Raw genomic sequence first — 23063 nt, 5'->3', positions numbered from 1 at the left:
TGCGGGTAGCTCCTAGCCACGAGCCGGCGGACCCGAGCACCGAACTGTGACCGGGAGGAGCTCGCCATCGCAGGTACCGGAAAGGCGCCCCAGCGGTTCGAGCGCCAGGAGGCGACTCGGGTCAGGCACTTGGCGAGCGTCACCGGCCGGCCGGTGCGCTCTACGGCCCAGTCGTCACAGCGCAGCTCGGAGAGCGCACCCAGCCTGCTCACGGCGACGAAGTTCAGAGGTTGGAAAAAGAAGCTACCGGCCAGCATTCGCACGGCGAGCAGCCAGAGAGCGTCGTACCTCACCAGATGGGCCAGTTCGTGCGCCAGCACGGTCTCCTGCTCTTCCGCACTGAACTCCTCCGTCACCTTGCTGGGAAGACACACTTCCCAACGACGCAAACCCAAGGCCAGGGGCACCGCCAGCGCCGTGCACACCGACAGCCCGACTCTGCGAGCCACTCCGGCGCGCCGTCTCAGGCGTGCCAAAAGCGCAACGTGTGGTCCGCTCGAGAGCCGACGTCTACCCTTCAGTCGACTCAAAAGCAGCACGTAGCTGATGACGAATCTCGTGAGCAGAATCGAGGTCGCGACCAACCAGAGAAAGAGGGCGATGGCCAGGATCCGGCCGCGCGGTCTGGCCATCCCGAGGCTCAAGCCTGCGCCGGTCGCCATCGGATCGGGCGAGGGCGTGGTCATGGTTGCCTCTGCCCCGTCGTTCTCGGCGTCGCCGCGCAGATCGAACGCCTTCTCCCTGGGCTCCGACATCCGGATATCCACCGCCTGAGGTCTTGGTTCAGCGGCTTCGAGCACGAGCGCGCCCGCCAGAGGTCGGTACTCGACCACGCTGGCTAGGCCCAGCTGCAAGGCCGAGGTGAACAAGGTCACAAAGAGCGCGGCCTTCCATCCGGCCTCCTCGAGAGCCAGATTGCGATTCCGCAGAAACCGCGATGCCAGCCACATTCCGCCGAGGGCGATCGTACTGTGCAGCCAGTAGGTCAGAAGCCAGGCGAGAATCGTGTCCGTCATGATCTGTGCTCCCGTCCTTTCCGGCCCTTCTCGGCCACCAGCTTCTCGAGCTCGGAAAGCTCGTCCGAATCGATCTCGCCCTCGGAGATCAGATAACTCGCAAAAGCGGCCACATCACCCCGAAAGAGCCGCTGAGCGACCTGTTCGACCATCGAGCGGCGGACACCGTCTTCGGTGATCTCCGGCTCGTAGATGAACTTCCGGCCGTCGAGCCGGTGCGACACGACGCCCTTCTCCTCCATCTTGCGCAGCATGGTCGCGATCGTGGTCGGCGCCAGGCCGCGCTCCTCCCAGAGCGCTCGGTGCACGCTCGAGGCGCTGGCTCTTCCTTGCGCCCACAGGACTTTCATGATCGCCAACTGCAGATCTCCCAGCTGGTACTTACGGCTCATTGGGACCTCCGGTTCACAACGACCCCGATAGTACTACCCAGGTAGTTAGCCTGTCAACACTCGTCATCCAAGAAAAAGAAAAGGCCCCACCCGCACCTGCGGGAGAGGCCTTCAGCGATCCTGTTCGGAGGCTAGAAACGCACGCCCAGGCCGACCGTTCCGATCAGCGGATCGACGTCGAACTCGTTGTCGTCGTCACCAGCCTTGATCGGCAGGTAGCGGATCGCCGTCGCCAGAGCCCACTTGCTCTGCCCGCCGAAGTACCAATCCGCTCCGATTTTGGCCCCAATGCCGACCTCGCTACCGAAGTCGGGCTCGGTCACGTTGAAGCCGCCGTCGCTGTAGCTGACGTTGCTCACAAACGGCCCGATGAAAACGTCGTAAAGCTTCTCCGGCGTCAGGTGGACGTTGAGGCCAACGCTGATTGCGTCGAAACCGACGCCGGGATTCGACATCGTCCACTCGTCGCCCATGTCAAAGATGCGGTTGCCGTCGAGGTCGATGAACAATGCATCCAACTCCACGCCGTATCTATCGTTGATCAACCTCTCGAGGCCGAGACCGAAGCCGGTGCCGTCGCCGATCATCCGCTTGGTGCTGACGAAGGGAGACAGCAGGTCGTCCGGGTCCTGGCGGACCGGGCCAGTCATAATGCTGTCGCCCGAGGCGTCGGCCGCGGCACCGAAGAAACGGAAGATCCAGCTGCCGCCACGCGGCGGCACGTTGACCGTCGCGCTCACCGAACCCGAATCCTCGAAGCCGTTCAAGCGAGCGACACCCGAGAACGTGTAGTCGTAGTCACCCGGCTTCCTGGGTAGCGTGTCGGCCGGATCAAAGGTCCACTTGCTCGGCCCCGCCGCCATCAGGGCGGAAAGGTCTCCGGCGCCACCGTCGGGCAGGGCGATTCCGGTGATCTCGACATCACCCACGCTCTTCGTGCAATCGACATTGATCAGGCCCGTGTCCGGATCGACAGTGGCGACGCAGTCGAACTTCGGCTTGCGGCGCTCGACGTCGACGCCCGCGCTGCAATCGGTATTCTGGCTGCCCGACTCCTGGCGCGCGTTGGCGGTAAAGGAGTAGCGGCCGTCGTCCGTCGGCTTATAGGTCCATACGTTCTCGCCGGCGCTCTCGAGCCTCGCGAGATCACCGGGGCCGCTCGGCTCCCCGACACTCGTCACCACGAGTGCGGCGCCGTCGGTCGAGCCGCGCACCGTAATCGTGTCGGACTCGGCGTCGAAAGACGCGGCCAGCTCGCAAGTCGGTGGCGGCGCCGGTACCATGCGACCGGAACCACGCGTCATCGACAAGTTCAGGCAGCTCTTCGGAACGGTCATCGTGTAGTGGTAGCCGTTGGACTCGACCTCGACACTCCAGACCGGGGCCGGCTCCGCGCCTTTCCACATGATGTTCTTCACACAAGCCGGCTTGCCGCGCTTGCGGAAGGCCATCCACTCGAACTCCGTGCCCGGAGACAACGACGCTTCCTCGGCCTTTCCGGCTCGCACCGCGGCGAAGAGCTCGTCCGGATCTCCACCCCATCCCGCCAACTCGAGGACCGCCCTCAGATCGTCCTCGTAGGTCACGAAAAGCCGCTGCAGCTCCTCCTCGGTCGCGGCCGACTCCCGCGAGAACGTCGTCTGCGGGCGCCCGAAGGCCGTCACCGGAGTCACTCGATCCCCACCCTGACACCCGTTCTCTTCGCCGAACGCGGGCGCCGTGACCAGTGGGGCCAACAGCAGAACCGGCAGAACCCAGACAGAAATCTTCATATGCCTACTTACTCTCATCCTCAATCTCCCAAGCGCGAAAGGCGCAATCTAATCAGGGCACGGCCGCGGCAAAACCGCGCGCCATCGCCTCGCAATCTTGTGCCGCGCCACTTGGCAAGTCAACCGTCTATTCGAATGGCGGCGGCGGACTCCTCCGGCCTCGAAAACGGACAATTTTCGGCAATTTTGGAGGATCCATGCCAAAAAACTGGATACGGGAGGTCACGCGGACCACCGTTACCGTGGGTCGCAACCGCGGTGTGCCCTCGAAAAGCCAACCAACATATGGCCTTGGTGAGAGAGGCTCCCTCGTTACAAGCCCTCGTGGGAATGGCACGGACCTTGCTCTTTTGAAGAGCGTCCGAGGTCGATGAAGCACCAACGCTAGGAGACAGTCCAGCAGGCACGCCGACTCCGACATCACAAGCCAAGCCCGGAACCCCGGGTTTAGAAGCCCAGCCTTTTTCTTCGCCAACACCCCTCCTCCCCACGCCGGCCCCCTCACGGAGGCCGGCCCCCGCCTCGTGCCGCGGCGCGAGATACAATCGAGCCCGGAGGAGGCTCGATGCTGGAAACAAGACCCACGTCGACGGAGCCCTGGGCGACCGATCTCGAGCAGGCCGTTTCCGAGCTGAGCCGGAACAAGGATCGCTGGCTCAGGCTGCCGATCGCGCGCAAGATCGAGTACGCGAGAAGCCTGCTAGCCGGTACCGTGCGAACGGCTGCCGGACAGGTGCAGGCGGCCTGCGAAGCGAAAGGCGTCCCCTTCGATTCGCCTCTGGCCGGTGAAGACTGGATCGGAGGCCCGTACATCGTCGCGCGGCACCTCCGGCTCCTGATCGAGTCTCTGGACGACCTGCGCAAGCACGGCCGTATCCGGATCGATCCGAGCCGGGTGCGCAGCGGCAACGATGGCCGAGCCGTCGTCGACGTTTTTCCGCTTTCGACCTACGACCGCCTTCTCTACTCCGGCTTCACCGCCGAGGTCTGGATGCAGCCGGAGATTACGCCCGCAAACCTGTACAACCACATGGGCGGCGTCTATAAGACCGAGAACCCGGAACCGGGCGTCGCGCTCGTCCTGGGCGCGGGCAACGTCGCCAGCATCGCGCCGCTGGATGTGGTCCACAAGCTCTTCTTCGAGGGCCACGTCGCGATCCTCAAGCTCAACCCGGTGAACGACTATCTGGGCCCTTTCTTCGAGGACGCCTTCGCCGAGATGATCCGTGACGGCTTCGTGCGTATCGTCACCGGAGCGGCCGACGCGGGTTCCTTCCTCTGCCATCACCCGGACATCGACGAGGTCCATATCACCGGCAGCGCCCGCACCCACGACCTGATCGTCTGGGGCGCGAGCGACGAAGCCGCTCGCCGAAAGGCCGCGGGGACGCCGCTCTTGACCAAGCCGATCACCAGCGAGCTGGGCAACGTCAGTCCAATGGTGATCCTCCCCGGCCGATGGAACAGCACCGAGCTGCGGTTCCAGGCGGAAAACCTGGCCACTCAGATAACGCAGAACTGCGGATTCAACTGCAACGCGACCAAGGTGATTGTCACCCATCAGGATTGGGATCAGCGAGAGGAACTGTTGGATGAGCTTCGCGGGATCCTCGGCCGCCTGCCGGATCGGCCCGCCTACTATCCGGGTGCCGCCGACCGCCACGCTCGCTTCACCGCGGCCCACCCCGGAGCCGAGCTGCTGGGCGAGCCCCGGAGCGGGGCGCTGGCGCCGGCGCTGATCGCGGGCCTTGATCCGTCAATCGACCATCTCGCCTTTCAGGAGGAGTCCTTCTGCACCGTAACCTGCGAAACTGGGCTACCTGGAAACGACGCGGCCGACTTCCTCGGAGCCGCAGTCGACTTCTGCAACGACCGTCTCTACGGGACCCTCAACGCCGGTCTGATCGCCGATCCCCGTTCACGCCGTGAGCTGGGCCCGGAGATCGATCGAGCCATCGCCGGCCTTCGCTACGGCGCGGTCGGGATCAACCAGTGGCCGGCCATGGCCTACGCCTTCGGCTCGACGACCTGGGGGGCGTTTCCGGGACACACCCTGACGGACATCCAGAGCGGCATCGGCACGGTCCACAACACGTTCTTCTTCAACCGGCCGGAGAAGAGCGTAGTCGAAGGGCCGTTCCGGGTCTTCCCCAAGCCGCCTTGGTTCGTCAGCCACAAGAACTCGCATGGCGTTGGGCGCCGGCTGGTCGATTTCGAGGCCTCCCCCGGTGCCACCAAGATACCGGGCATCGTCCTGGCCGCGATGCGCGGTTAGCCTGGCATCCTAAGACGACCGCTGAACGTAGCTGCCGTCTTCGGTGGAGATCTGGACCTTCTCTCCGGTCTTGATGAACGGCGGCACCTGAATCGTCAGGCCGGTCTCGATCGTCGCGTCCTTGGTCACGTTGGTCGCGGTGTTGCCCATGTTCGGATTGTCGATCGTCACGACGATCTCGAAGACCATCTTCTGCGGCAACTGGACGCCGATGGGCTTGTTCTCGTAAATCGTGACCTCGACCTCGGCATTCTCGGCGAGGAAGTTCGACGAATAGCCGAGCAGATCGGCCTCCACCGTATGCTGATCGTAGGTGTCGGTGTCCATAAAGACGAAATCATCACCTTGCTTGTAGAGATACTGCATCTTCTGAACCGTGACGTCCGCGGTCTCCATCTTCGAGCCGGCGCGCACCGTGTGATCGATCACCTTGCCCGACACGATCCCCTTGAGCTTGAAGCGCACGAATGCGCCGCCTTTGCCCGGCTTGTGGTGTCTTCTTTCGACGACCGTATAAAGCTCTCCATCCAACAAGAGCTTAGTTCCTGAGCGACACTGGTTGGCGTCGAGCATACCCATCGGGGAAACCTCCTAAGTATCGGCGATCGCTCGGGATCTTGGAGCCATCAGGCTTCGACGGTCCCGGCGAGTCCGTATTCTCGCAGAAGACCTTCGAGCAAAGAAAGTAGCTTGCGGCCATCGAACGGTTTGGACAGAAACTGCGAGGCGCCGGCGGAGACCAGTCGGGCCGAGATATCTCCCTTGCGCTCGTCACTGCTGAAAATCCAGGGAATGCTCTCGGTGCGCCAACGCGCCGCGAGGAGTGAGTCACTGGCCTCCACGGCCTTCAGATCGGCCACCACAGCTCGGAAACGAGCGATTCCCTCGGCCAACAGACCGCTCGCCTCCTGTGCGGTCCGGACCCCAACCGCTTCGAAGCCGCCGCTCGTCAACAAGTCGCCTAGAACGGCGAGTACCGCCGGATCCGGCTCCAGGACCAGAATCGCGGGGTTCGAGTCGTCGCCCCGCGCGGGCTCCGCGGCTGGTGTCGAGAGCGACTGCGAGGGCGACGGCACTCCGCTCCTCGCCACTGGAATGAAGACTCGTATCCGCGTGCCGGAGTCGTCCGACTCGACCTCGATCAACCCCTCATGACCTCGAACCACACCCAGGGCGGCTGCGAGCCCGAGGCCACGCCCGGCGAACTTGGTCGAAAAGAAAGGATCGAAGATCTTCTGAAGGGCTCCGGCCTCGATCCCAGGACCCGAATCACCCACCTCCAGCACTCCGTAAGTCCCTGCCGCCGCTCTGTTCCGGATGGGACGGTAGCCGCGGGCGGGCGACGAGCTCTCCAGAACAACCGAGGTGGTTTCGATCCGCACCGTGCCCCCGTCTTCCCCAACCGCTTCGAGCGAGTTGTCTACCAGCGCTCTGAGCAGTTGCCGGACCAGTGCGGGATCGGCGAAGATCTCGGGAAGCTCGGCCCCGAGAGACGTGTGGATCTCTACTCCACCTCTCGTGCCGCTCCTGATCTGTTCGAGCTCGAGCTCCACCAACTCATTGAGCGCGGTCGCCCTGCGATCCACCGCGGCTCCGCCCGCATACGCCAGCATCTGGGCGGTCAGCTTGGCGGCTCTCCGAGCCGAAGAGTCAATCGCCTGCAACGCTTCCTGGGCCCCGGTGCCTTCCTGCACCTGGGACATGGCCACCGACGTGTTGCCCAACACCACCATCAGAAGATTGTTGAAGTCGTGCGCGATCCCGCCGGCGATGAGACCCAGGCTCTCCATCTTTCGCGCCTGCTGAATCTCGCTCTCCAACCGCAGCGCCCGGCGCTGGTCCCGCGCCCTCATGATGGCATTGCCGAAGACCATGCCGGCAATGTGAGCGAGAGCCTGATGCTCGCGCAGCCACTCGCGCTCGTTCGCCACGGCCTCGAGCGTCAACAGACCCATCAGTCCCTCCCTACCGAAGACCGGAACGATCGTCGCCGAGCGCACGTCGTCGCCGAGCAGAGCGGCCAGGTCCGCCCGTCCTTCTTCCGCTAGATCCGAGAGCCGCGACACCGCGATCGTCTCGAACTGCTCGAGCCGGGGGAAAAGCCAGGGAATGGCAACCGCACCGGAATCTGCGTCGGCGTCGCCCCGTGCCGAGTCCCGAGACCACTGACCGAACGGCTTGAAACGCCCCTCGCCGCGCTGAAGCAGGAAGAAGTTCAGCCGATCGCAGTCGAGAAACACCCCGATCTCTCCGAGTGCGACAGCTATGGCGGGCACCAGCTGGTCGGCGGCGGTATCGATGAAGCGCGTCGAAATCGACACCATGAGTTGCTCTTGGTCCACCCGGCTTCGGAGAGCTTCCTGCGAGGCCACCTGCCGGGAGACATCCCGAGCCAGCGTCCGCACCAACGGCGATTGGACGCCATCGTCCCGAAGCGTGTTGTGAAACTCGAGAACCTTGACCTCCCCATCGCGGTTGACGAACGTCATCAGGCCGCGGTACGAAGCCTCCTCGGCTATCTTCTTCAGATACTCGGACCATTTCGCCACGGAGTCCCGCTGCAGAAAACGATCTCCGCCACTGCCGATGACCTCCTCGACCGGGAACCCCAGAAAGCCGATGAACGACTCGTTGGCACTGAGAATGGTTCCTGTGAGGTCGTGCGTCCAGATCATGTCGGCGCTGTTCTCGATCAGGTCTCGAAACTGCGCCTCACTCTCGGCCAGCGCCGTGGTTGTCCGAGTGTGGGCCTCGGCCTCCTCCTTCAGAGCCAGATTGGTTCTCCTGAGCAAACGCATCGCCAGATACTGGGCGCGAACGAAGAGCGCGGTGATCACTCCCAGCGAGAGCACCGTCGCCAGCCGATTGAACAGGCTGTGCACATGGTGCATGTCCGCGGGCACCAGATTGGGTAGCGGGCTCCCGGGAAGCAGCCAGAAGACCACCGTCGTCGCCAAAACCAGAGCGAGAAAAACGACAAGAGCGGTGAGATCGACCAGAAATGCGGCGGCCACCGGCACGACGTAGAGCCACGCGAACCCAGGATCGTAGAAGCCTCCCGAAGAGGCGATCGCGACCACCAGCAAAGCGAACAACACCGACGCCGAAATGTAGCCGCAGAGCTTGATCCTCCGCGTTCGAACCAGAAAAGCCAGGTTGAGCCCGGCGATCGCCAATGCGGCGACCAGCGACCAGAACACCACCATCGCCCCGAGACGCCAGTACTGAAACAGAAATAGACAGCCCACCGCCATCACCGCCACGTTGCTCGCGACGATGATCTGGATCGGTCGTTGTTGCATCTGGAAACGACTACAATCCTAGCAGCCCGAAAGGACCAACTCATGCTTTGGCTTCTGTCTCTCGTCGGACTCATCTTCGTCGTCGCCCTCTACGACGTCGTCCAGCGCAGACACGCGATACTGCGCAATTTTCCGATCATCGGGCACTTCCGCTACTGGCTCGAGGCCATCGGACCCGAGGTCAGGCAGTACATCGTCGTCAGCAACGACGAAGAGCGGCCGTTCTCACGCGACCAGAGACGCTGGGTCTACGCCTCATCGAAGAAGCAGAACAACTACTTCGGCTTCGGCACCGACAACGACCTCGAGCTGACGTCGAACCACCTCATCATGAAGCACTCGGCCTTCCCGCTGCCGGCCCTGCATCCAGGAGAACCAGGCTACAGCGAGGATCACCCACTCCCGTGTGCCAAGGTTCTGGGCGGAGCCCTCGGCCGCCCGCGGGCCTTCCGTCCAGAATCCGTAATCAACATCTCAGCGATGAGTTTCGGTTCTCTGAGCGCCGCCGCTGTCGAGTCGATGAACCGCGGCGCCCGACTCGGGTCGTGCCTGCAAAACACCGGTGAAGGCGGCATCAGCCCTTACCACCTGCGCGGGGGCGAGCTGATCTGGCAGATCGGCACCGGCTACTTTGGCTGTCGAGGCGACGACGGTAGCTTCTCCAAGGACCGCTTCCTCGAAACCGTCGCCAGAGCTCCGGTTCGCGCGATCGAGATCAAGCTCAGCCAGGGCGCCAAGCCCGGCCTGGGAGGCATTCTCCCGGGAGCCAAGGTGACTCCCGAGATCGCGGCGATTCGCGGCATCCCCGAGGGCACAGACTGCGTCAGCCCCTCCTATCACCGCGCCTTCACAGACGTTGACGGCCTGCTCGACTTTGTCGAAGAGCTGGCCGAGGCCACCGGGCTTCCGATCGGCATCAAGTCGGCGGTGGGAGACCTGGGATTCTGGCGCGAGCTCGCCGAACGAATGGCTTCGACGCCTCGCGGTGTCGACTTCGTGACCGTCGACGGCGGCGAGGGTGGAACCGGCGCGGGCCCGCTGGCGTTTACCGACCACGTAGCGCAGCCCTTCAAGGTCGGTTTCGCTCAGGTCTACTCGATCTTCGCCAACAACGACCTGCATGAGAAAGTCGTCTTCATCGGGTCGGGCCGTCTGGGCTTCCCGACCGACGCCATGCTGGCCTTCGCCCTCGGATGCGACCTGGTCAACGTCGGTCGGGAGGCGATGATGGCGATCGGCTGCATCCAGGCACAACGCTGCCACACCGGCCGTTGTCCGACCGGAGTCACGACCCAGAACAAATGGCTGATGAGGGGCCTGGATCCGGAGCTCAAGGCCGCCCGGCTCGCGAACTACATCGTTACCCTGCGCAAGGAGCTCAAGCAGCTGTCACACGCCTGCGGAGTCAAGCACCCGGCGTTGATCACGCTCGAGCACTTCGACATCCTCGACAATCGCCTCGGATGCCGTGGTGCGGCCGAGGTCTTCGCCTATCCTCCCGACCACAGCCTGCCATCGGCTGTGGACCGCGAGCGAATCGAAGCCTTGATGGCCTAGAAGCCGCACGCCGGGGTCACTCCGGGATAGTTACGATCGCCTTCCCGGTGAGCCAGGAGTAGCCTTCGGCGACGGCTCCGGACGAATCGAAGGCACGCGTACGGCGCAACCGGAAGAGCTTCTTGCCGGCAACCTCGAGACCGCGAAACTCAAGCGTCATCAGCAAGCCCGATCCGCTCACGCCGGCCGTCTCACCGACACGGGTGTGACCGATGATGATCTCCTTGCCGAACTGCCTTACCAGCAGCACGCTGTCCTGGTCTCCGTCCTCACTCAGAAACGACCCCTCGACGAACACCGAGGAGCGCGACTTCGGGAACCGAAAGAGCTGCTTGGGGAACTGAATCGTCAGACCCAGGCCGTAGAGATCCGTCACCTCGTTGGCCCAGATCTCGAGACGCAAGAGTCCTCCGGCGTCGTCCTCGCCGATGCCCCGGAGATAGATGGTGTTCGGGCCCGGAATCCCGGCGCTCTCGAACTCGATTCTCTCGAGGGGAGCCTCCTCCTGGGCCCAGAGAGCCCCGCCGCCGATGCCGCCGATCCCGCCCATACCCCCGAGACTCCCGCAGATCGCGAGGGTCAGCGCTGCGCCTCTGAAGACCGTCCAGCGAAGCATCCTTTCAAGCTTATCCAATTCCCTCAGCCGCCGATATAGGACATCTCAATCTTGGCCGGCGCCAACGTGGCCTGCGAGCGCTGCTCGGAGTACCGGTCGTTTCGCGATTGCCAGCGTCCGCCGATGATGGCGAGGAGCTCGTCGTCGCCGGCACCGGCTCGAAGAGGGGCTCTCAAATCGAGCCCCTCGGACGAGAACAGGCAGGTGAAGAGCTGCCCGTCGGTCGACAGCCGAGCCCGAGTGCAGCCACCGCAGAACGGGTGCGTAACCGACGCCACGATCCCGAGCTCGCCCGACCCGTCCAGCAGGCGATATCGGCGCGCGACCTCGCCCGGATAGTTCGGCCCCATCGGCTCGACCGGATAGACCTCGCCGATCCGCTCGAGAATCTCATCGGCCGGCACGACCTCGTCCAACGACCAGCCGTTGGTCATGCCGACGTCCATGAACTCTATGAAGCGAACGATGTGCCCACTACCTCGAAAGTGCCGCACCAGATCCAGAATCGCGTCCTCGTTGCAGCCGCGCCGAACCACGGTGTTGATCTTGACCGGAGAGAGACCGGCCTTCTCCGCTGCCGAGATACCGGCGAGCACGCTCTCGACCGGCGCCGTGGTGTCCCCCATCTCCCGATGTACGCCGTCCTCGAGCGAATCCAGGCTGATCGTGACCCTCCGGAGCCCCGCGGCCGCCAGCGCCGCAGCCTGATTCGGCAGGAGCACACCGTTGGTGGTGAGTGCGACATCGGCGCCGTCGATTGCGGCCAGTATCGAGATCAGCCGATCGAGGCCCTTGCGCAACAGCGGCTCGCCGCCGGTAACTCGGAACTTGCGCGCTCCGAGTTGCCCGAACAGAGCGGCAAGACGGCCGATCTCCTCGAAGCTGAGGATCTCGTCGCGCGGCAGAAACGGATAGTCGGCGCCGAAGACGTCGCGGGGCATGCAGTAGGTGCAGCGGAAATTGCATCGGTCGGTGACCGAGATCCGCAGGTCGTGCAGCGGCCGGCGGAGACGGTCGGCAACCGCCGTGCCGTGCGCCGGCTCGGATCGCCGGGCCGATGGGTCGGTCCTGGTCACGTCGAGGATTCTATCCGCCCGGGACCGCCGGCAAAGACCCTTGCCACTTGAATAGAATCCGAAGCCCGAAGAGGCCCGTACTAGAATCGATGCCCATCGAGCCCGTCATGAAACTGAGAACCTTTGCCATCTGCACGGCTTTGACCCTGGCGCTCTCCCCGCTCGCGAGAGCCTCGGGCGCGGAGCCGACCGCGGTTAGAGAGACTCCGCCTGCCGGCGTCGAGCAGATTCTGCCCAGAGGTGGCATCCCGGCGGTCTTCGAGCCCGACTACGTGCCCGCCGCGCAAGCCGAGATCCCGGATGACGCCTGGGTGCTGGGCGTCGCGATCGACGGCCAGGCCCGCGCCTACAGCCTCAACCTGCTCAACTCCCACGAAATCGTCAACGACCGGATCGGGGAAACGAACTTCGCCGCCGTCTGGTGACCGCTGGCCAATACGGCCGTAGTCTACGACCGCGACGTTTCCTCCAAGACCCTCAACTTCGAGGCCTCCGGAGCGCTGATGAACGCTTCGCTGGTCATGCGCGACCGCGAGACCGACAGTTGGTGGTCGATCATGACCTCCTCCGCCATCGGCGGAGAGCTAGACGGCGCCGAGCTCGACGAGCTGCCGGTCGGTGAGAAGACGACGTGGCGGGACTGGAGAGAACGCTACCCCGAAACAACGGTGCTTTCCGTCGACGGGCAGGAGCACCGCCTCAACAACCCCTACGACAACTACTTCTCATCGGACAAGACCTTCCGCGATCTCCAGATCGCGGACGAGCGGCTCGAGCCCAAGACACCGGTTTTCAGCTTCTGGTTAGAGGGCCGGACCTATGCCGCGCCTCATTCCGCCTTCGAGGGCGGGCGGCTGTTTGGCTTGCCCGGAGACCCGAGCCGCAAGGTTCTTCTCTATCGCGACACCGGAGCTTCGATCTTCGCCTCGACACGCGCCTGGACCGTCGACAGTGACTACGCCGCCGCCACCGGTCTCGACAAGCTCATAGCCGCGGCGCGACAGACCACCGTCGCTGGCCGGCCCCTGGAGGGGTTCGATACTTTTTGGTACAGCTGGATCTCGGTCAACTCGGACTCGAAGCTCCTCCGCTAGGCTGGGAGTCGCCGGGTCTTTTCGGTTACCATTCTCCGGGTGACTGAGCAGGACAGATTTCGACGCCGGCCGGAAGTCAAGATCAAACCGGTCGGCCGATCGGTCGCCGCCTTCGTGAGCGAACAGAAAGCGCTGCACGTGCTCAACCCGACGGCCCGGTTGATACTCGAGTATCTGGAAGAGCCGGCGACGCGCGAAGAGCTGGTCCTGATGCTGACCGAGGCCACCGACGGAGGCGAAGAGAGCATCCGAGCCGACCTCGACGTCGCCCTGGCGTCGTTTCTCGAGTATCGAATGATCGAACCGGCGCCTTGAAGCACTTCACCCTGACGCTAGGCGAGTCGCGCTTCGTTCTCAGCCTGGATCGGGCCTGTGCCGAGCTCCTGCCCGCGCTCTATCCCACGGCCCGCTCGGCCGAGGACTCGCAGAATGCGGAAGGTCACTACCTGCGGCTTCGCCGCACCGACCAGGGCTTCGAGATCGAGACCGTTGCTTCCTCGGCGGTCCGGCGCCGGCTCACCCATCCGGCCTTGGCGGTCCTGGCGCTCGAAGAGGAGATCGAGCGAACGGTCATCGCCGAGGCCGACCGTCACGTCACTCTGCACGGCGGCGCGGTTTCGACGCCGGCGGGGGCGTGTCTCATGCTGGGCAATTCAGACAGCGGCAAGTCCTCCACCACCTTTCAGCTGGCGGAACTCGGGCATCCGGTTCTGTGCGAAGAGATCACGCTATGCGACCCCGCCTCGTGGCGAGTCTTTCCCTATCCGCAGACGCTCTCGCTCTCGGAGAGCTTGATTGCCGAGTTCACAGCGAACTTCCCCGTGCACGGCCGCCTGCATCGTCTCGTCCCTCCGGTCGTGCGCTACGAACCTTGTCGATTCGGGAACGATGCGGCTCCGACGGATCGTGCGACCCGAATCCTATTGCCGAGGTTTCAAGTGCAAGCCGACACCAGGTTCGAATCGATCAGAGCCGAGGACGCGCTGCCCGAGGTCCTTGGGTATTCGTTTCCACCCAACGTCGAGACCGAGACCCAGTTCGATCGCATGATCGAACTGCTCGAAAGAGTCGAGATCGCTCGATTCGTCTACTCGAGCGCCGCCGCCGCGCGCGCGGCCTTGAGCGAACTGTTTTCGAGCTAGTGGTGACTACCGGGGCGGCTACCGCGCGCCGAGTCCCACTCGCAGACCCTTCATTCTCATGTAGGCCTTGAGGTGACGGATCGTGCCGGCGGAATCTCCCGCCTGTTCCAGCAAAACCGCGAGATTGAAGTGAGCATCGGCCAAAGAAGGATCGGCCTCGAGCGACGCCCTATAGCAGGCCAGGGCTTCTTCGATCTTGCCCAGATCCTGATGGGCCACGCCGAGATTGAAGGCCGCCGTCGCGTCATCGGGCCGAAGGGTGAGCGCGGCCTGGTAGTGCCCGAAGGCCGACTCTGGGTGCCCCTCCTCGTGCACCAGGCGTCCGAGGTTGAGGTGGGCATCGGCGTGCCCCTCGTCGGAGTCGAGCGCGCGCTCATATGCCGCACGGGCCTGATCGATCGACGACGCCTCGAGCTCGAAGCCGAGCTCGTACCAGTCTTCGGCCGTCAATACCGAGGGATCTCCGGCGCGTTGGATCAGAACCGGGGCCAGCGGCGCGGCCTTGGCGGCCAGCTCGGCGACCTCGAAGTCCAGAAGGCGCTGCCCGGATTCGGGCTCCCAAGCCTCTCCCCCGGAGCGCACGACGATGTTGCCGGCCTCGAACGAGATGCGCAACTCGGCGAGTGACCTGCCCCGCGGGAGCTGGGCTCTCAGGTCCCTCAGCACGCGGCGCAGGCGGCGCGGTGGGATTTTTTGCGCGGCAAGATCGCGGGCCGCCCGCAGAACCACGAGATCCTGAAAGCGGAAGCGATACTCACGCCGGGGTCCGCGCTCCGGCTCGAGAAACCCAGAGCGCACGAACGAGCGAATCCGAGCCGGCTCCAACCGCAGCATGCGGGAGGCCTCGGCTGTCGTATAGCCGAGGATCGGTGCCATGCGACGCTCTCGCACCACGAGTTCCGGAAACAGCTCGGCCGTGAACAGGGTGCTACCCCTTGGCCGCCTTCTTCTTCGCCGAGGCGGCCGGCTTTCTCTTGGAGCGCTTCGGCGGTTTGCGCCCGGCCTTCTTGTCGTCGCCCAGGCTCGCCTTGAGGGCCTCCATGAGGTCGATGATCTGGGCCTTGGGCGCCTCCTGGGGCGCCGCGACGATCTCCTCGCCGCCGATCTTCTTCTCGATCAGCTCCCAGACCTGGTTGCGCACCTCGTCTTCGTACTGCTCGGGTTTGAACTCGTCGGACGCGCTCTGCTCGACGATCTGTTTGGCCAGCTCGAGCTCCGCATCGGCAATCTCGGCCTCTTCGATCGGCACCTCGCCAAAAGCGCGAAGATCCACCGCGTAGCGCAGCTGCTGCATGATCAGCCCCCCCTCGAACGGCCGCAGCAAGACGATGTAGTTCTTGCCGCGCGCGGCGTACTTGGCCAGCGCCGCCCGGCCGGTATCGGCCAAGGCTCTCGAAAGGAGCTTGTAGGGCTTGGCGCCGGCCTTTCCGGGACCCAGGTAGTAGGCCTTCTCGAAGTAGATCGGATCCACCTGCTCGAGCGGCACGAACTCCTGAATCTCGATCGCATTCGTGGGCTCGGGGTCGAGCGCCTTGAGCTCCTCCTTGTTGAACAGGACATACTGCCCCTTGGCGAACTCGTAGCCTTTGGTGATCTCGTCGCGTTCGATCAGCTTGTCGTCGGTCGGGCAGTAGTAGCGGTACTTGACCCGGGTGCCGCACTCCTCGTGCACCATCGAAAAGCTGACCTTCTTTTGCGTTTCGCCCGTCGAATACAGGTTCACCGGTATCGCGACGAGACCGAACGAAATCGTGCCGGAAGACATGGATCGTGCTGCCATAATCCGCGCATGGTAGCACAACTACCCACGAACAAAGGACTTTGCCGCCTGCCGGCCGCGGACCTAGGGGTCGATGGCGTCGCTCGCACCCTCGCGCCCAATCTCGGCCATCAAGGCTTCGACACCCTCTTTGGCCTCCTTGAGACCGACGCCGTGAATCTCCCGATAGAGCTTGATGGCCTCGATCTTCCGCCGTGCCCGAACCAGCCGCTCGACATCGGCCAGACTTCCCTGCCCTGCCGGCGGGTAGAGGCCTGCGTCGCGCAAGCGCTGGGTTCGCGCCCGGAAGAACCGGTCGATCAGAAACATGGCGGTCACGGCGGCAACGGCGAGCAGGATGAGGAAGGTCACGGCCTCGTCAGCACCTCGTAGTGCGTAGCCTCCGGCTCGAGCTCGAGCAGAAACTCCTCATCCTTGACCAACCCGGGAGAACTCACCGAAGTACCGCTCTTCCACGGTCAACCGCTCGCACTCCCTATCGAGCGCTTCGAAGTCCGACGCGAAACAGCCTCGGAAGTCCTCGCAGTCCTCTTTCGACCGCCAGTAATCGATGGTCAGGTACCAAGCGGGCCTCTTGAGGTCTTTGTGGAGCTCGGTCCGAACGTAGCCCTCGTGCCGGCGAAAAAGCTCTGCCCAGACCCCCTCGGAACCGTAGGCTCTTTCGAACTCGACCGCTGCCTCCGGGCGGACGCGATACTCCCAGATATAAGCGTAGCGTGACGGCATCAGACCACCAAAAGTATCTCACTGATCGCTCGATCTCTAGACCCGAAGGCCGCACGATCCGGAGACTCGACACTATATGGATTCGAACGCCGGGTGGTACCGAACCTCGCCCGAAACGCCGGACAGATAGCCCGGCTCGAGCTCCAGAACCATGAACGCCTCGTCGGGCACCTCGTACTGGCAGCCGATGCCGAAGCCCACTGCGGGCGCGAAGCCGAAACGCGGGTAGTACTCGGGATGCCCCAGAACCACGACGCCGCCGAAGCCAAGCTCCCCGCACTGCTCGAGGCCGGCACGCACGAGCGCGGAACCGATGCCCGCGCGCTGGTGTTCCGGCTCGACCGCCATGGGCGCGAGCCCCATGATCTCGAGCTCGGGATGGCCGCTCAGCGTGACCGGCGAGAACAGGATGTGCCCGACGATCGCGCCGTCGGCCTCGGCTACCAGGGAGAGAAGCGGCCTCGCCAGTTCGCGCAGCGCCTCGACCAGATCCGCCTCGGCCGCGGTCTCGAAAGCCGACTCGTTCACCGCCCGGATCGCAGCCGCATCTTCTTCTCGTTCAGCCCGAATCTGCATGTCACACCTCCTGACCGTCGGCAACGAATCGCTTCTCGCCCGGTGAGATCACTTTCAATGCGAGCCTTCCGCGCCCCGCCGAATCAACCGGGATTCACACCGAGAGACTGCATGGACCCGTCGTGGAGGCGCCGCAGCAAGAGCAGAGCCAGAATCGCGCCCGCCAACGCCAGAAACATGTCCCACTGAGTGTCCCAGATGTCTCCCTGAGCTCCGAGGAAGGAATCCGCAGCCGCCCCGCCGATCAGAGCCGCCCACCACTCGATCAACTCATAGAACGCGCTGAAAGCTAGACAGACGCAGACGACCAGGAAAGGCAGCCATTTGCTGCGAGCCAGCGGTGAGATCCTGACCAGGAGCTCTCGCGTGAGAACCGCCGGTATGAACCCCTGGGCGAGATGGCCGAGGCGGTCGTAGTGATTTCGCGACAGATCCAGGAGATCCTGCGCCCAGAACCCGATCGGCACTCGGGCGTAGGTGTAGTGGCCGCCGACCATCAGGATCACCGCGTGGACAAATAGAAGGCGGTAGAGGAGCGGCGAGAGGCGGAAACGCGAGTACGTGGCGACGAGCACCGGCGCCCCGATCAACACCGGAGCGACCTCGAGCCACCACGTTCCGCGCTCATGGGGCTGGATGCCGGACCAAAGCAGCACGAGCCCGGTCAGGCCGAGCAGGATGATGGGTTCTCTGGAAGAGGCTACGGACCTCGTCATGGACTCGAGAGTCTACTCCGACTGCGACGGGCGAAAGGCCTCGACGTTCGCCCGCTTGCGGGCAACGAACCAGGCGACGGAGCCCCATAGCTCCTCGGTCGCAACGAGCTCGAAACCGGATGCCTGAAGCTCTCGGGAAAAGCCGGTTGAATCGAAACGATCGACCTGAGGGTGCTCGAACAGGCGACGGGTGATGGGATGACCGATAAAGCCCTCGAGAACCTCCTCGGCGTAGAAGCGTCCGTTCGGCTTGAGAACTCGGTGCACCTCCGCCACGGCTCGGCGCCATTCGGGCACATGATGGATGATGCCGAAGTCGAAAACGGCGTCGTAGGTCGCATCCGGAGCGGCGATCGCGCTGGCGTCTCCGAGCCAGAGTCGCACCCGGGAACCGAGCGGCGCCACCCTGCTGCGAGCGCGAGTCACCATCCGCGGATCCAGGTCGAAGGCGTCCACCGAATCGGCACCGAAGGTTCGATGAATGAGACCGGTGCCGACTCCCCGCCCGCAACCGACCTCGAGCGCCCGCCCGCCACGCATGGCTCCCCCCAGGCGGAGCAGTTTCGGAACCTCGTAGCGCCGTTGGATCGCAGCCCGAACCGGGTTGTTCATCAGGGCGTATTCAACGCGGTTGAGCAGCATCGTTCCTACGGCGTCAGCACGGAGATCAGCTTCAACTCGTACAGCGGTTCAATCAGAGTCAGCCGGTACAGGTAGTACTGCTGGTAAGCCAAGACCGCGGCGGCGCCGCCGAACGTGACCAGCTGAAACAAGCGGAGCCCGGAGGAGCCCCTGGGCAGGCCGCGAAACCGCGCCCAGATGAGCAAGACCAGCAGCACGTTCACGAGCATCAGCGATTTCTGGACCGACGCGAGCCCACCGTGCTGCACGAACCAGAACTCCCAGAAAGCGAGGTGGGCGGTGACATTCGGGGCATGGCCCGGATTGGGCGGATAGCGAACCAGTACCGCGAGCAGGATCAGTCGATTCAGACCTACGTAGAGAAGCGCCAAGACCAGAGCTTGAGGAAGAACCAGGCTCCTTTCTATACGCATCGTCGAGGCTCTCCCGTTGTACTCGCTGCTTCCTCCACAGGCCTATCCGAGCTCTCCCTCGAAGAACTCGACCAGCCCCGTCTCCAGCGAATACTCGGCGCCGACGACCCTGAGCCCTTCTTCCCGAATCAGTCGCTTCACAGTCTCGGAGCCGTGTTGAAGCCGGCGAACCTGAGCGCTGATGTTGGCGCGAACAGCGTGGCCAACCAGCGCGGCCCCGGCCGCGGGCGGTCCGTTCACCAAAGCCTGCTCGACCGAGGGACGAATCCGATCGAGGATCGAGTCCAGGCCCTCCGAGCGCCTCTCCGTCGGCTGCTCAAGCTCCTCCAACGCGGCCGTAACGGCTCCGCAATGGGAGTGCCCCAGCACCACGACGAGCCGAACTCCGAGCTTGGATACGGCAAACTCGACGCTGCCGATTTGCGAGAGCGCCGCGATATTCCCGGCGACCCTTACGACGAAAAGATCTCCGAGTCCCTGGTCGAACACGATGTCGGCCGGCACGCGCGAATCCGAACAGCCGAGGATGACCGCAATGGGCTCCTGCCCCTTGGCCACCTCGGCTCTCCGCGAAGGACTCGACAACGTGTCTCCGAGCCTGCGGCCCGCCGCGAACCTCCGATTGCCCTCGCGCAGACGCCCGAGCGCCTCCTGGGCCGACATCATTCGGGTTGGCCGCTCCCCGCTAGCTGAGCCTCGATGGATTTTGTCTTGTCGGTAACAACGTCACCGGTGTGCTTCGTAGTAACGGTCTCGATCAGCGCCACCCAGCATTCCTCGCTGCACACGGGATTGTGCATTCTCCCCTTTGGTACCACGTGAAAGTCGCCCTCCCTCAGATGCACCTTCCGGTCTTCGTACTCGATGACCAGATTCCCCTTGATGATGAGGAACAGCTCATCTTCGAGGTCGTGTTTGTGCCAGGTCAGGTCCCCTTTGAGCTTCGCGACCTTGACGTACTGATCATTGACGCGACCAACCACCTTCGGCGACCAGTATTTCCGAAGCTTCTCGGCCTCTGTGCTGAGGTTCATACTCTTCACTTCGCAGACTCCACTGTCGGCTTCACGACCTGCGAGTGATCAGCTCGTCCGCCCCTCACGGGAGCGCCGCCGGACGATGAGCTCGAGGCCGCTGATGCCCACGAGCACGCTCGATCAACAGCGCGATACCGATACCGAACAGAACGGCTCCAAGAATGCTCGGGTAAAAGGCGACCTCGGCCGCTGGAATACCGAGAGCCGAAACGACACTCGCCGGGAATGCAAGCAGCAGGGCACCGAGAACCAGGTTTATCGCGGCGTCGCAAGAAAGCAGGCTGGAAGAACTCATGTGAGCATACCTCGCTCCCCCCTGAAACACGAAGTCTACACCTGGCCCGGAGCGCACGAGGCGGCGTCGCGTTCAACAAGTACCTCGTAACAAGAGCCACGATCCGCCGGAGAAGTACAGGGCTTCCCCGAACAGGGCGACCCACCTGAAGATCACTGAAAGACCGATGACGACAGCACCCGCCCCCCATCTGCCGATTCTCTGGCTTGATGCGCTGAGTACAACACCGCAACTCGCGAAGACGACCCCGCTGACACCGATGACCCAGCTGGGCGCATGGGTCTCGGAGCCGGACAGCGGGCCGACATCGAATGCAGCCAGCAGGACCATGACGCCCATCAGGACGAAAAACGCACTGAGCAGCAATCTCGCTCTGTAGGACATCACTTGATGGCCCTGTCGCGACTAGGACCAACCCACAGAGACCGCGGACGCACCCGACGTTGCGTCTTACATCGATCTGATCTCATAGACCCTGATGCTTGCGATGTATGGATTGTCTTGTGCGATCTCCTCTGCCTCGTCGAGGTCTTCGGCCTCGATGATGTTGTAGCCGGTAATGGACTCCATGCCCCACGGCAGATCTTTCGTTCCGCTGTTTGAGATTTCACGCCCACCGCTGAAACCGCCCTGGTCGACCTGCTTGTCGGCGATCGACTCGAACCATTTCCTCCAGGCCTCCATGACTTCAGGCGTGGGTTTCTCGAATCCGAAATGCAGAATCATGAACTTCTTCATTGCTCTCTCCTCGTTGGTGGTTTCGCTCTTTCATGTGTCGCGCACCGAAGCTCTGTTGTTGGACGCGAAGGCCCAGTGCCGTGCCGTCTAACGGATTCTGAGCTCACTGGAACCGGTGGCAGAAGCGGCCCCTCGAAGTGAGCTGGTGAACCTAAACATGGTTACGGTTGAAGAACGCATGCTTGTGGTGTCCGGTACCGCGAAGGGCTAGGCAGCATCCTCATAGACTGTCAGCCGTTTGTCCGTAGAACCGGTGGCAAGAAACAGCTCCCGAAGTACCCTGCGGAGTGCCACCGAAGGCCTGCGGGAATTCACATACGCAATCCTGCCGACTCGATCTCCATCGTAGTAGACAAACACCGCGACGGCACCATCCAGGGTGTCGCACTGCCACTCAACCCGTGAGGTCGTCCGCAAGCCCGAAACCGCAACGCTGCCGAAGATCCGCCGTATCTTCTCGGCTGGCACCACGACCGACTGTGGCTCGAAGAGCTTCTGCTGTGATTCGAACGGTCCTCGCCATATCGTTACCGACTCATCTTCTTCCGACAACAGAGCCTGGTACCGCAAGCCTTCGACCCCACCTCCGAGTTGGACCAGAAGAAAGCGCGAGACCGACTTCTCACTTCCCAGGGAAACGGCAGCGGGATTGAGGAAGACCACCTTGGACAAATAGATCTCGGGCGAATCCTCCCAACGCGGAATAGTGATCAGGGCAACGTCCAGAGGAGGAATCACCGTCCACACTCCCGATTGGATATTTGTCCAGTCCAGCACACTTGTCCAGCCTGGGGGACAGGGGTGGGGAGGAAAAACTACTTCGTAGGGATTCGGAACGATGAAGCCGTAGACGGGATGTTCAGTGGAAACCGCGCTCAGCTCAGACCACAGGGAATCACCGAGGCCACGATCAAAGGGCGCAAGAAGGCCCGGCAGCACGCGGCGTGAGATTCGGTCACACCTTGGGCGAAGGGAGTCAGCGAGCCCCGCGACAACCACAGCGCACAACGCGGTGCCTATCGCTGCGCCTGATCTCCTCAGCATCACAGACTTCCTGCCCCAATGCTGCCTAACGGATTTTGAGCTCACCGGCACCGTCTGCGGTGCTAGTGAGAATTACGTTTCTGATGCTAACCACTGAAGCGAAGTTTACACGCGGCTCGGAGCACAAGAGGCGGTGTCCGATGCAGCGAGGGGTTAGATGCCGGGCTTCGCTTTGAGCGGATAATGCTCTGGATGTTCGATCGAGTCGACGGTGAGGTCGACATCTAGGGTCGGCCAGTACAGGTGATGCGGTTGATGCCGCTCGACCTCGAGAATCGCTTCGACCGGTGCGCCCTTGAACCACATCCCGCGTCGACGTGAGAACTGCCTTGGCCTCTTCTAGTTGATCCAGCACCCAGTCAATATGGCGACGTATATCACGAGACTTTAGCCCCTCAGCCGGAGATTTGCTGTTTTATCCACTCAGGCCCGGCCAGGGCAGACATCGCTCGTAGTTCGGCTGGCGGGCTCAGCTGAAGCCTCATTGTCTTGTCTAGGGAGGCGGCAAGCCATTGCTTTACTTCCGTCGGTTTCCCAAGCAGCACCAGTAAATCTCTATCCAGCTCCTGGTCTGACTCCGGGTCGCCATAAAAGACCCTTAGAGTATTGGAAACAATCCCCAACCGGCGGCGAATCGGTAACAAGGTTATGTTCCTGCCACACGCTGCAAATGGCTTCTCCGAATTGAGCTTCCCGCCAATCGCGTCAAGAACAATCCGGAGATTCTCCACAAACCTCCAGTGACATGGCCAAAGCATGTCGATGGCGAGGGCCAACGAGAGATCTGCCGCGTCACCATTTTCAGTGTCATGAATGATGGTCCGAACTGTTGTCCGCCAGAAATCTTCGTGTTC

Annotated in this window: 29 protein-coding genes; 6 read left to right on the top strand and 23 right to left on the bottom strand. The window is 63.1% G+C overall.

Translation table 11 applies throughout. The features are described from left to right. The 3 genes from GY769_14735 to GY769_14725 all read right to left on the bottom strand — a co-directional run. Nucleotides 1–1016: M56 family metallopeptidase (locus GY769_14735; GenBank protein ID MCP4203176.1), on the bottom strand; the 1016-nt coding region annotated here is incomplete at its 3' end. Beyond that, nucleotides 1013–1408, bottom strand: a complete 396-nt coding sequence (locus tag GY769_14730) for a BlaI/MecI/CopY family transcriptional regulator (protein ID MCP4203175.1) — start codon at nucleotides 1406–1408, stop codon at nucleotides 1013–1015. The genes GY769_14735 and GY769_14730, both read right to left, overlap by 4 nt. Nucleotides 1409–1539: 131 nt before the next feature. Then, nucleotides 1540–3180, bottom strand: coding sequence for a porin family protein (locus GY769_14725; GenBank protein ID MCP4203174.1), 1641 nt, complete (start codon nucleotides 3178–3180; stop codon nucleotides 1540–1542). Nucleotides 3181–3745: 565 nt separating this feature from the next. Between GY769_14725 and GY769_14720 the strand changes: the two genes are divergently transcribed. After that, complete coding sequence (locus tag GY769_14720; GenBank protein ID MCP4203173.1) at nucleotides 3746–5455, top strand: aldehyde dehydrogenase family protein; 1710 nt, start codon at nucleotides 3746–3748, stop codon at nucleotides 5453–5455. A gap of 9 nt (nucleotides 5456–5464) precedes the next feature. Here the strand turns inward: GY769_14720 and efp are convergent, their stop codons facing one another. Both efp and GY769_14710 read right to left on the bottom strand, forming a co-directional pair. Continuing rightward, nucleotides 5465–6028 (bottom strand): elongation factor P, encoded by a 564-nt coding sequence (gene efp, locus GY769_14715; GenBank protein ID MCP4203172.1) that lies wholly within the window; start codon nucleotides 6026–6028, stop codon nucleotides 5465–5467. A gap of 53 nt (nucleotides 6029–6081) precedes the next feature. Continuing rightward, nucleotides 6082–8757, bottom strand: a complete 2676-nt coding sequence (locus GY769_14710; GenBank protein ID MCP4203171.1) for a PAS domain S-box protein — start codon at nucleotides 8755–8757, stop codon at nucleotides 6082–6084. A 42-nt stretch (nucleotides 8758–8799) separates the two neighbouring features. Here GY769_14710 and GY769_14705 point away from each other — a divergent pair, with 42 nt between their 5' ends. Beyond that, nucleotides 8800–10314, top strand: coding sequence for an FMN-binding glutamate synthase family protein (locus GY769_14705; protein MCP4203170.1), 1515 nt, complete (start codon nucleotides 8800–8802; stop codon nucleotides 10312–10314). 16 nt (nucleotides 10315–10330) lie between these two features. On the opposite strand, the gene GY769_14700 is transcribed toward GY769_14705, so the two are convergent. Continuing rightward, nucleotides 10331–10930: a hypothetical protein gene (locus tag GY769_14700; protein MCP4203169.1), complete on the bottom strand. Its 600-nt coding sequence runs from the start codon at nucleotides 10928–10930 to the stop codon at nucleotides 10331–10333. A gap of 23 nt (nucleotides 10931–10953) precedes the next feature. Next, on the bottom strand, nucleotides 10954–12015 hold the full coding sequence (moaA, locus tag GY769_14695) for a GTP 3',8-cyclase MoaA (protein ID MCP4203168.1): 1062 nt from the start codon (nucleotides 12013–12015) through the stop codon (nucleotides 10954–10956). 98 nt (nucleotides 12016–12113) lie between these two features. On the opposite strand from moaA, the gene GY769_14690 reads away from it, so the two are divergent. From GY769_14690 to GY769_14675, 4 genes are read left to right on the top strand one after another with little or no spacing between them, the layout of a single operon-like run. After that, the gene (locus GY769_14690; protein MCP4203167.1) at nucleotides 12114–12431 is read left to right on the top strand and encodes a DUF3179 domain-containing protein; all 318 of its coding nucleotides are present in this window, start codon (nucleotides 12114–12116) and stop codon (nucleotides 12429–12431) included. A gap of 3 nt (nucleotides 12432–12434) precedes the next feature. Then, complete coding sequence (locus tag GY769_14685) at nucleotides 12435–13100, top strand: DUF3179 domain-containing protein (protein ID MCP4203166.1); 666 nt, start codon at nucleotides 12435–12437, stop codon at nucleotides 13098–13100. Nucleotides 13101–13139: 39 nt separating this feature from the next. Beyond that, entirely contained in the window at nucleotides 13140–13415 is a 276-nt protein-coding gene (locus GY769_14680; protein ID MCP4203165.1) for a PqqD family protein, read from the top strand. Continuing rightward, nucleotides 13412–14242: a hypothetical protein gene (locus tag GY769_14675; GenBank protein ID MCP4203164.1), complete on the top strand. Its 831-nt coding sequence runs from the start codon at nucleotides 13412–13414 to the stop codon at nucleotides 14240–14242. Before GY769_14680 ends, GY769_14675 begins: the two co-directional genes overlap by 4 nt. Nucleotides 14243–14260: 18 nt before the next feature. Here the strand turns inward: GY769_14675 and GY769_14670 are convergent, their stop codons facing one another. The 16 genes from GY769_14670 to GY769_14595 all read right to left on the bottom strand — a co-directional run. After that, entirely contained in the window at nucleotides 14261–15118 is an 858-nt protein-coding gene (locus tag GY769_14670) for a tetratricopeptide repeat protein (protein MCP4203163.1), read from the bottom strand. 52 nt (nucleotides 15119–15170) lie between these two features. Beyond that, nucleotides 15171–16022, bottom strand: a complete 852-nt coding sequence (locus GY769_14665) for a Ku protein (GenBank protein ID MCP4203162.1) — start codon at nucleotides 16020–16022, stop codon at nucleotides 15171–15173. 63 nt (nucleotides 16023–16085) lie between these two features. Continuing rightward, nucleotides 16086–16331, bottom strand: a complete 246-nt coding sequence (locus GY769_14660; protein ID MCP4203161.1) for a hypothetical protein — start codon at nucleotides 16329–16331, stop codon at nucleotides 16086–16088. Between the two features lie 99 nt (nucleotides 16332–16430). Beyond that, the gene (locus GY769_14655) at nucleotides 16431–16748 is read right to left on the bottom strand and encodes a hypothetical protein (GenBank protein MCP4203160.1); all 318 of its coding nucleotides are present in this window, start codon (nucleotides 16746–16748) and stop codon (nucleotides 16431–16433) included. A 72-nt stretch (nucleotides 16749–16820) separates the two neighbouring features. Beyond that, the gene (locus GY769_14650; GenBank protein MCP4203159.1) at nucleotides 16821–17324 is read right to left on the bottom strand and encodes an N-acetyltransferase; all 504 of its coding nucleotides are present in this window, start codon (nucleotides 17322–17324) and stop codon (nucleotides 16821–16823) included. Between the two features lie 83 nt (nucleotides 17325–17407). Further along, the gene (locus GY769_14645; protein ID MCP4203158.1) at nucleotides 17408–18040 is read right to left on the bottom strand and encodes a DUF2238 domain-containing protein; all 633 of its coding nucleotides are present in this window, start codon (nucleotides 18038–18040) and stop codon (nucleotides 17408–17410) included. Nucleotides 18041–18052: 12 nt separating this feature from the next. Continuing rightward, complete coding sequence (locus GY769_14640; GenBank protein MCP4203157.1) at nucleotides 18053–18682, bottom strand: class I SAM-dependent methyltransferase; 630 nt, start codon at nucleotides 18680–18682, stop codon at nucleotides 18053–18055. 5 nt (nucleotides 18683–18687) lie between these two features. After that, on the bottom strand, nucleotides 18688–19095 hold the full coding sequence (locus GY769_14635; GenBank protein MCP4203156.1) for a hypothetical protein: 408 nt from the start codon (nucleotides 19093–19095) through the stop codon (nucleotides 18688–18690). 42 nt (nucleotides 19096–19137) lie between these two features. Beyond that, entirely contained in the window at nucleotides 19138–19761 is a 624-nt protein-coding gene (locus GY769_14630) for a carbonic anhydrase (protein MCP4203155.1), read from the bottom strand. Then, the gene (locus GY769_14625; GenBank protein ID MCP4203154.1) at nucleotides 19758–20129 is read right to left on the bottom strand and encodes a cupin domain-containing protein; all 372 of its coding nucleotides are present in this window, start codon (nucleotides 20127–20129) and stop codon (nucleotides 19758–19760) included. Before GY769_14625 ends, GY769_14630 begins: the two co-directional genes overlap by 4 nt. 64 nt (nucleotides 20130–20193) lie before the next feature. Further along, the gene (locus tag GY769_14620) at nucleotides 20194–20427 is read right to left on the bottom strand and encodes a hypothetical protein (protein MCP4203153.1); all 234 of its coding nucleotides are present in this window, start codon (nucleotides 20425–20427) and stop codon (nucleotides 20194–20196) included. Between the two features lie 72 nt (nucleotides 20428–20499). Further along, nucleotides 20500–20811, bottom strand: coding sequence for a hypothetical protein (locus GY769_14615; GenBank protein ID MCP4203152.1), 312 nt, complete (start codon nucleotides 20809–20811; stop codon nucleotides 20500–20502). Between the two features lie 66 nt (nucleotides 20812–20877). Continuing rightward, nucleotides 20878–21165, bottom strand: coding sequence for a hypothetical protein (locus tag GY769_14610; GenBank protein ID MCP4203151.1), 288 nt, complete (start codon nucleotides 21163–21165; stop codon nucleotides 20878–20880). A 207-nt stretch (nucleotides 21166–21372) separates the two neighbouring features. After that, nucleotides 21373–21942, bottom strand: coding sequence for a hypothetical protein (locus GY769_14605; protein MCP4203150.1), 570 nt, complete (start codon nucleotides 21940–21942; stop codon nucleotides 21373–21375). 420 nt (nucleotides 21943–22362) lie between these two features. After that, entirely contained in the window at nucleotides 22363–22515 is a 153-nt protein-coding gene (locus GY769_14600) for a DUF2442 domain-containing protein (GenBank protein MCP4203149.1), read from the bottom strand. Nucleotides 22516–22604: 89 nt separating this feature from the next. After that, on the bottom strand, nucleotides 22605–23063 hold a 459-nt coding region (locus tag GY769_14595; protein MCP4203148.1), incomplete at its 5' end, for a hypothetical protein.

This window comes from bacterium (genome assembly GCA_024224155.1).
Lineage (GTDB): Bacteria > Acidobacteriota > Thermoanaerobaculia > Multivoradales > JAHEKO01 > CALZIK01.
Note: the sequence above shows the minus strand (reverse complement) of the source record. Positions and strands in the feature narration are given on the sequence as shown.

Excerpts from the sequence above, each read along its gene's own strand:
- GY769_14710 (MCP4203171.1), bottom strand. The coding sequence starts at position 8,757 with ATGCAACAACGACCGATCCAGATCATCGTCGCGAGCAACGTGGCGGTG.
- GY769_14645 (MCP4203158.1), bottom strand. The coding sequence starts at position 18,040 with ATGACGAGGTCCGTAGCCTCTTCCAGAGAACCCATCATCCTGCTCGGC.
- GY769_14630 (MCP4203155.1), bottom strand. The coding sequence starts at position 19,761 with ATGATGTCGGCCCAGGAGGCGCTCGGGCGTCTGCGCGAGGGCAATCGG.
- efp (MCP4203172.1), bottom strand. The coding sequence starts at position 6,028 with ATGCTCGACGCCAACCAGTGTCGCTCAGGAACTAAGCTCTTGTTGGAT.
- GY769_14600 (MCP4203149.1), bottom strand. The coding sequence starts at position 22,515 with ATGTGGTTCAAGGGCGCACCGGTCGAAGCGATTCTCGAGGTCGAGCGG.
- GY769_14635 (MCP4203156.1), bottom strand. The coding sequence starts at position 19,095 with ATGCGTATAGAAAGGAGCCTGGTTCTTCCTCAAGCTCTGGTCTTGGCG.
- GY769_14705 (MCP4203170.1), top strand. The coding sequence starts at position 8,800 with ATGCTTTGGCTTCTGTCTCTCGTCGGACTCATCTTCGTCGTCGCCCTC.
- GY769_14660 (MCP4203161.1), bottom strand. The coding sequence starts at position 16,331 with ATGTTTCTGATCGACCGGTTCTTCCGGGCGCGAACCCAGCGCTTGCGC.
- GY769_14665 (MCP4203162.1), bottom strand. The coding sequence starts at position 16,022 with ATGGCAGCACGATCCATGTCTTCCGGCACGATTTCGTTCGGTCTCGTC.
- GY769_14690 (MCP4203167.1), top strand. The coding sequence starts at position 12,114 with ATGAAACTGAGAACCTTTGCCATCTGCACGGCTTTGACCCTGGCGCTC.
- GY769_14610 (MCP4203151.1), bottom strand. The coding sequence starts at position 21,165 with ATGAAGAAGTTCATGATTCTGCATTTCGGATTCGAGAAACCCACGCCT.
- GY769_14615 (MCP4203152.1), bottom strand. The coding sequence starts at position 20,811 with ATGTCCTACAGAGCGAGATTGCTGCTCAGTGCGTTTTTCGTCCTGATG.
- GY769_14725 (MCP4203174.1), bottom strand. The coding sequence starts at position 3,180 with ATGAAGATTTCTGTCTGGGTTCTGCCGGTTCTGCTGTTGGCCCCACTG.
- GY769_14640 (MCP4203157.1), bottom strand. The coding sequence starts at position 18,682 with ATGCTGCTCAACCGCGTTGAATACGCCCTGATGAACAACCCGGTTCGG.
- GY769_14655 (MCP4203160.1), bottom strand. The coding sequence starts at position 16,748 with ATGCCGTCACGCTACGCTTATATCTGGGAGTATCGCGTCCGCCCGGAG.
- GY769_14700 (MCP4203169.1), bottom strand. The coding sequence starts at position 10,930 with ATGCTTCGCTGGACGGTCTTCAGAGGCGCAGCGCTGACCCTCGCGATC.
- GY769_14670 (MCP4203163.1), bottom strand. The coding sequence starts at position 15,118 with ATGGCACCGATCCTCGGCTATACGACAGCCGAGGCCTCCCGCATGCTG.
- GY769_14730 (MCP4203175.1), bottom strand. The coding sequence starts at position 1,408 with ATGAGCCGTAAGTACCAGCTGGGAGATCTGCAGTTGGCGATCATGAAA.
- GY769_14650 (MCP4203159.1), bottom strand. The coding sequence starts at position 17,324 with ATGCAGATTCGGGCTGAACGAGAAGAAGATGCGGCTGCGATCCGGGCG.
- GY769_14720 (MCP4203173.1), top strand. The coding sequence starts at position 3,746 with ATGCTGGAAACAAGACCCACGTCGACGGAGCCCTGGGCGACCGATCTC.
- GY769_14625 (MCP4203154.1), bottom strand. The coding sequence starts at position 20,129 with ATGAACCTCAGCACAGAGGCCGAGAAGCTTCGGAAATACTGGTCGCCG.
- GY769_14620 (MCP4203153.1), bottom strand. The coding sequence starts at position 20,427 with ATGAGTTCTTCCAGCCTGCTTTCTTGCGACGCCGCGATAAACCTGGTT.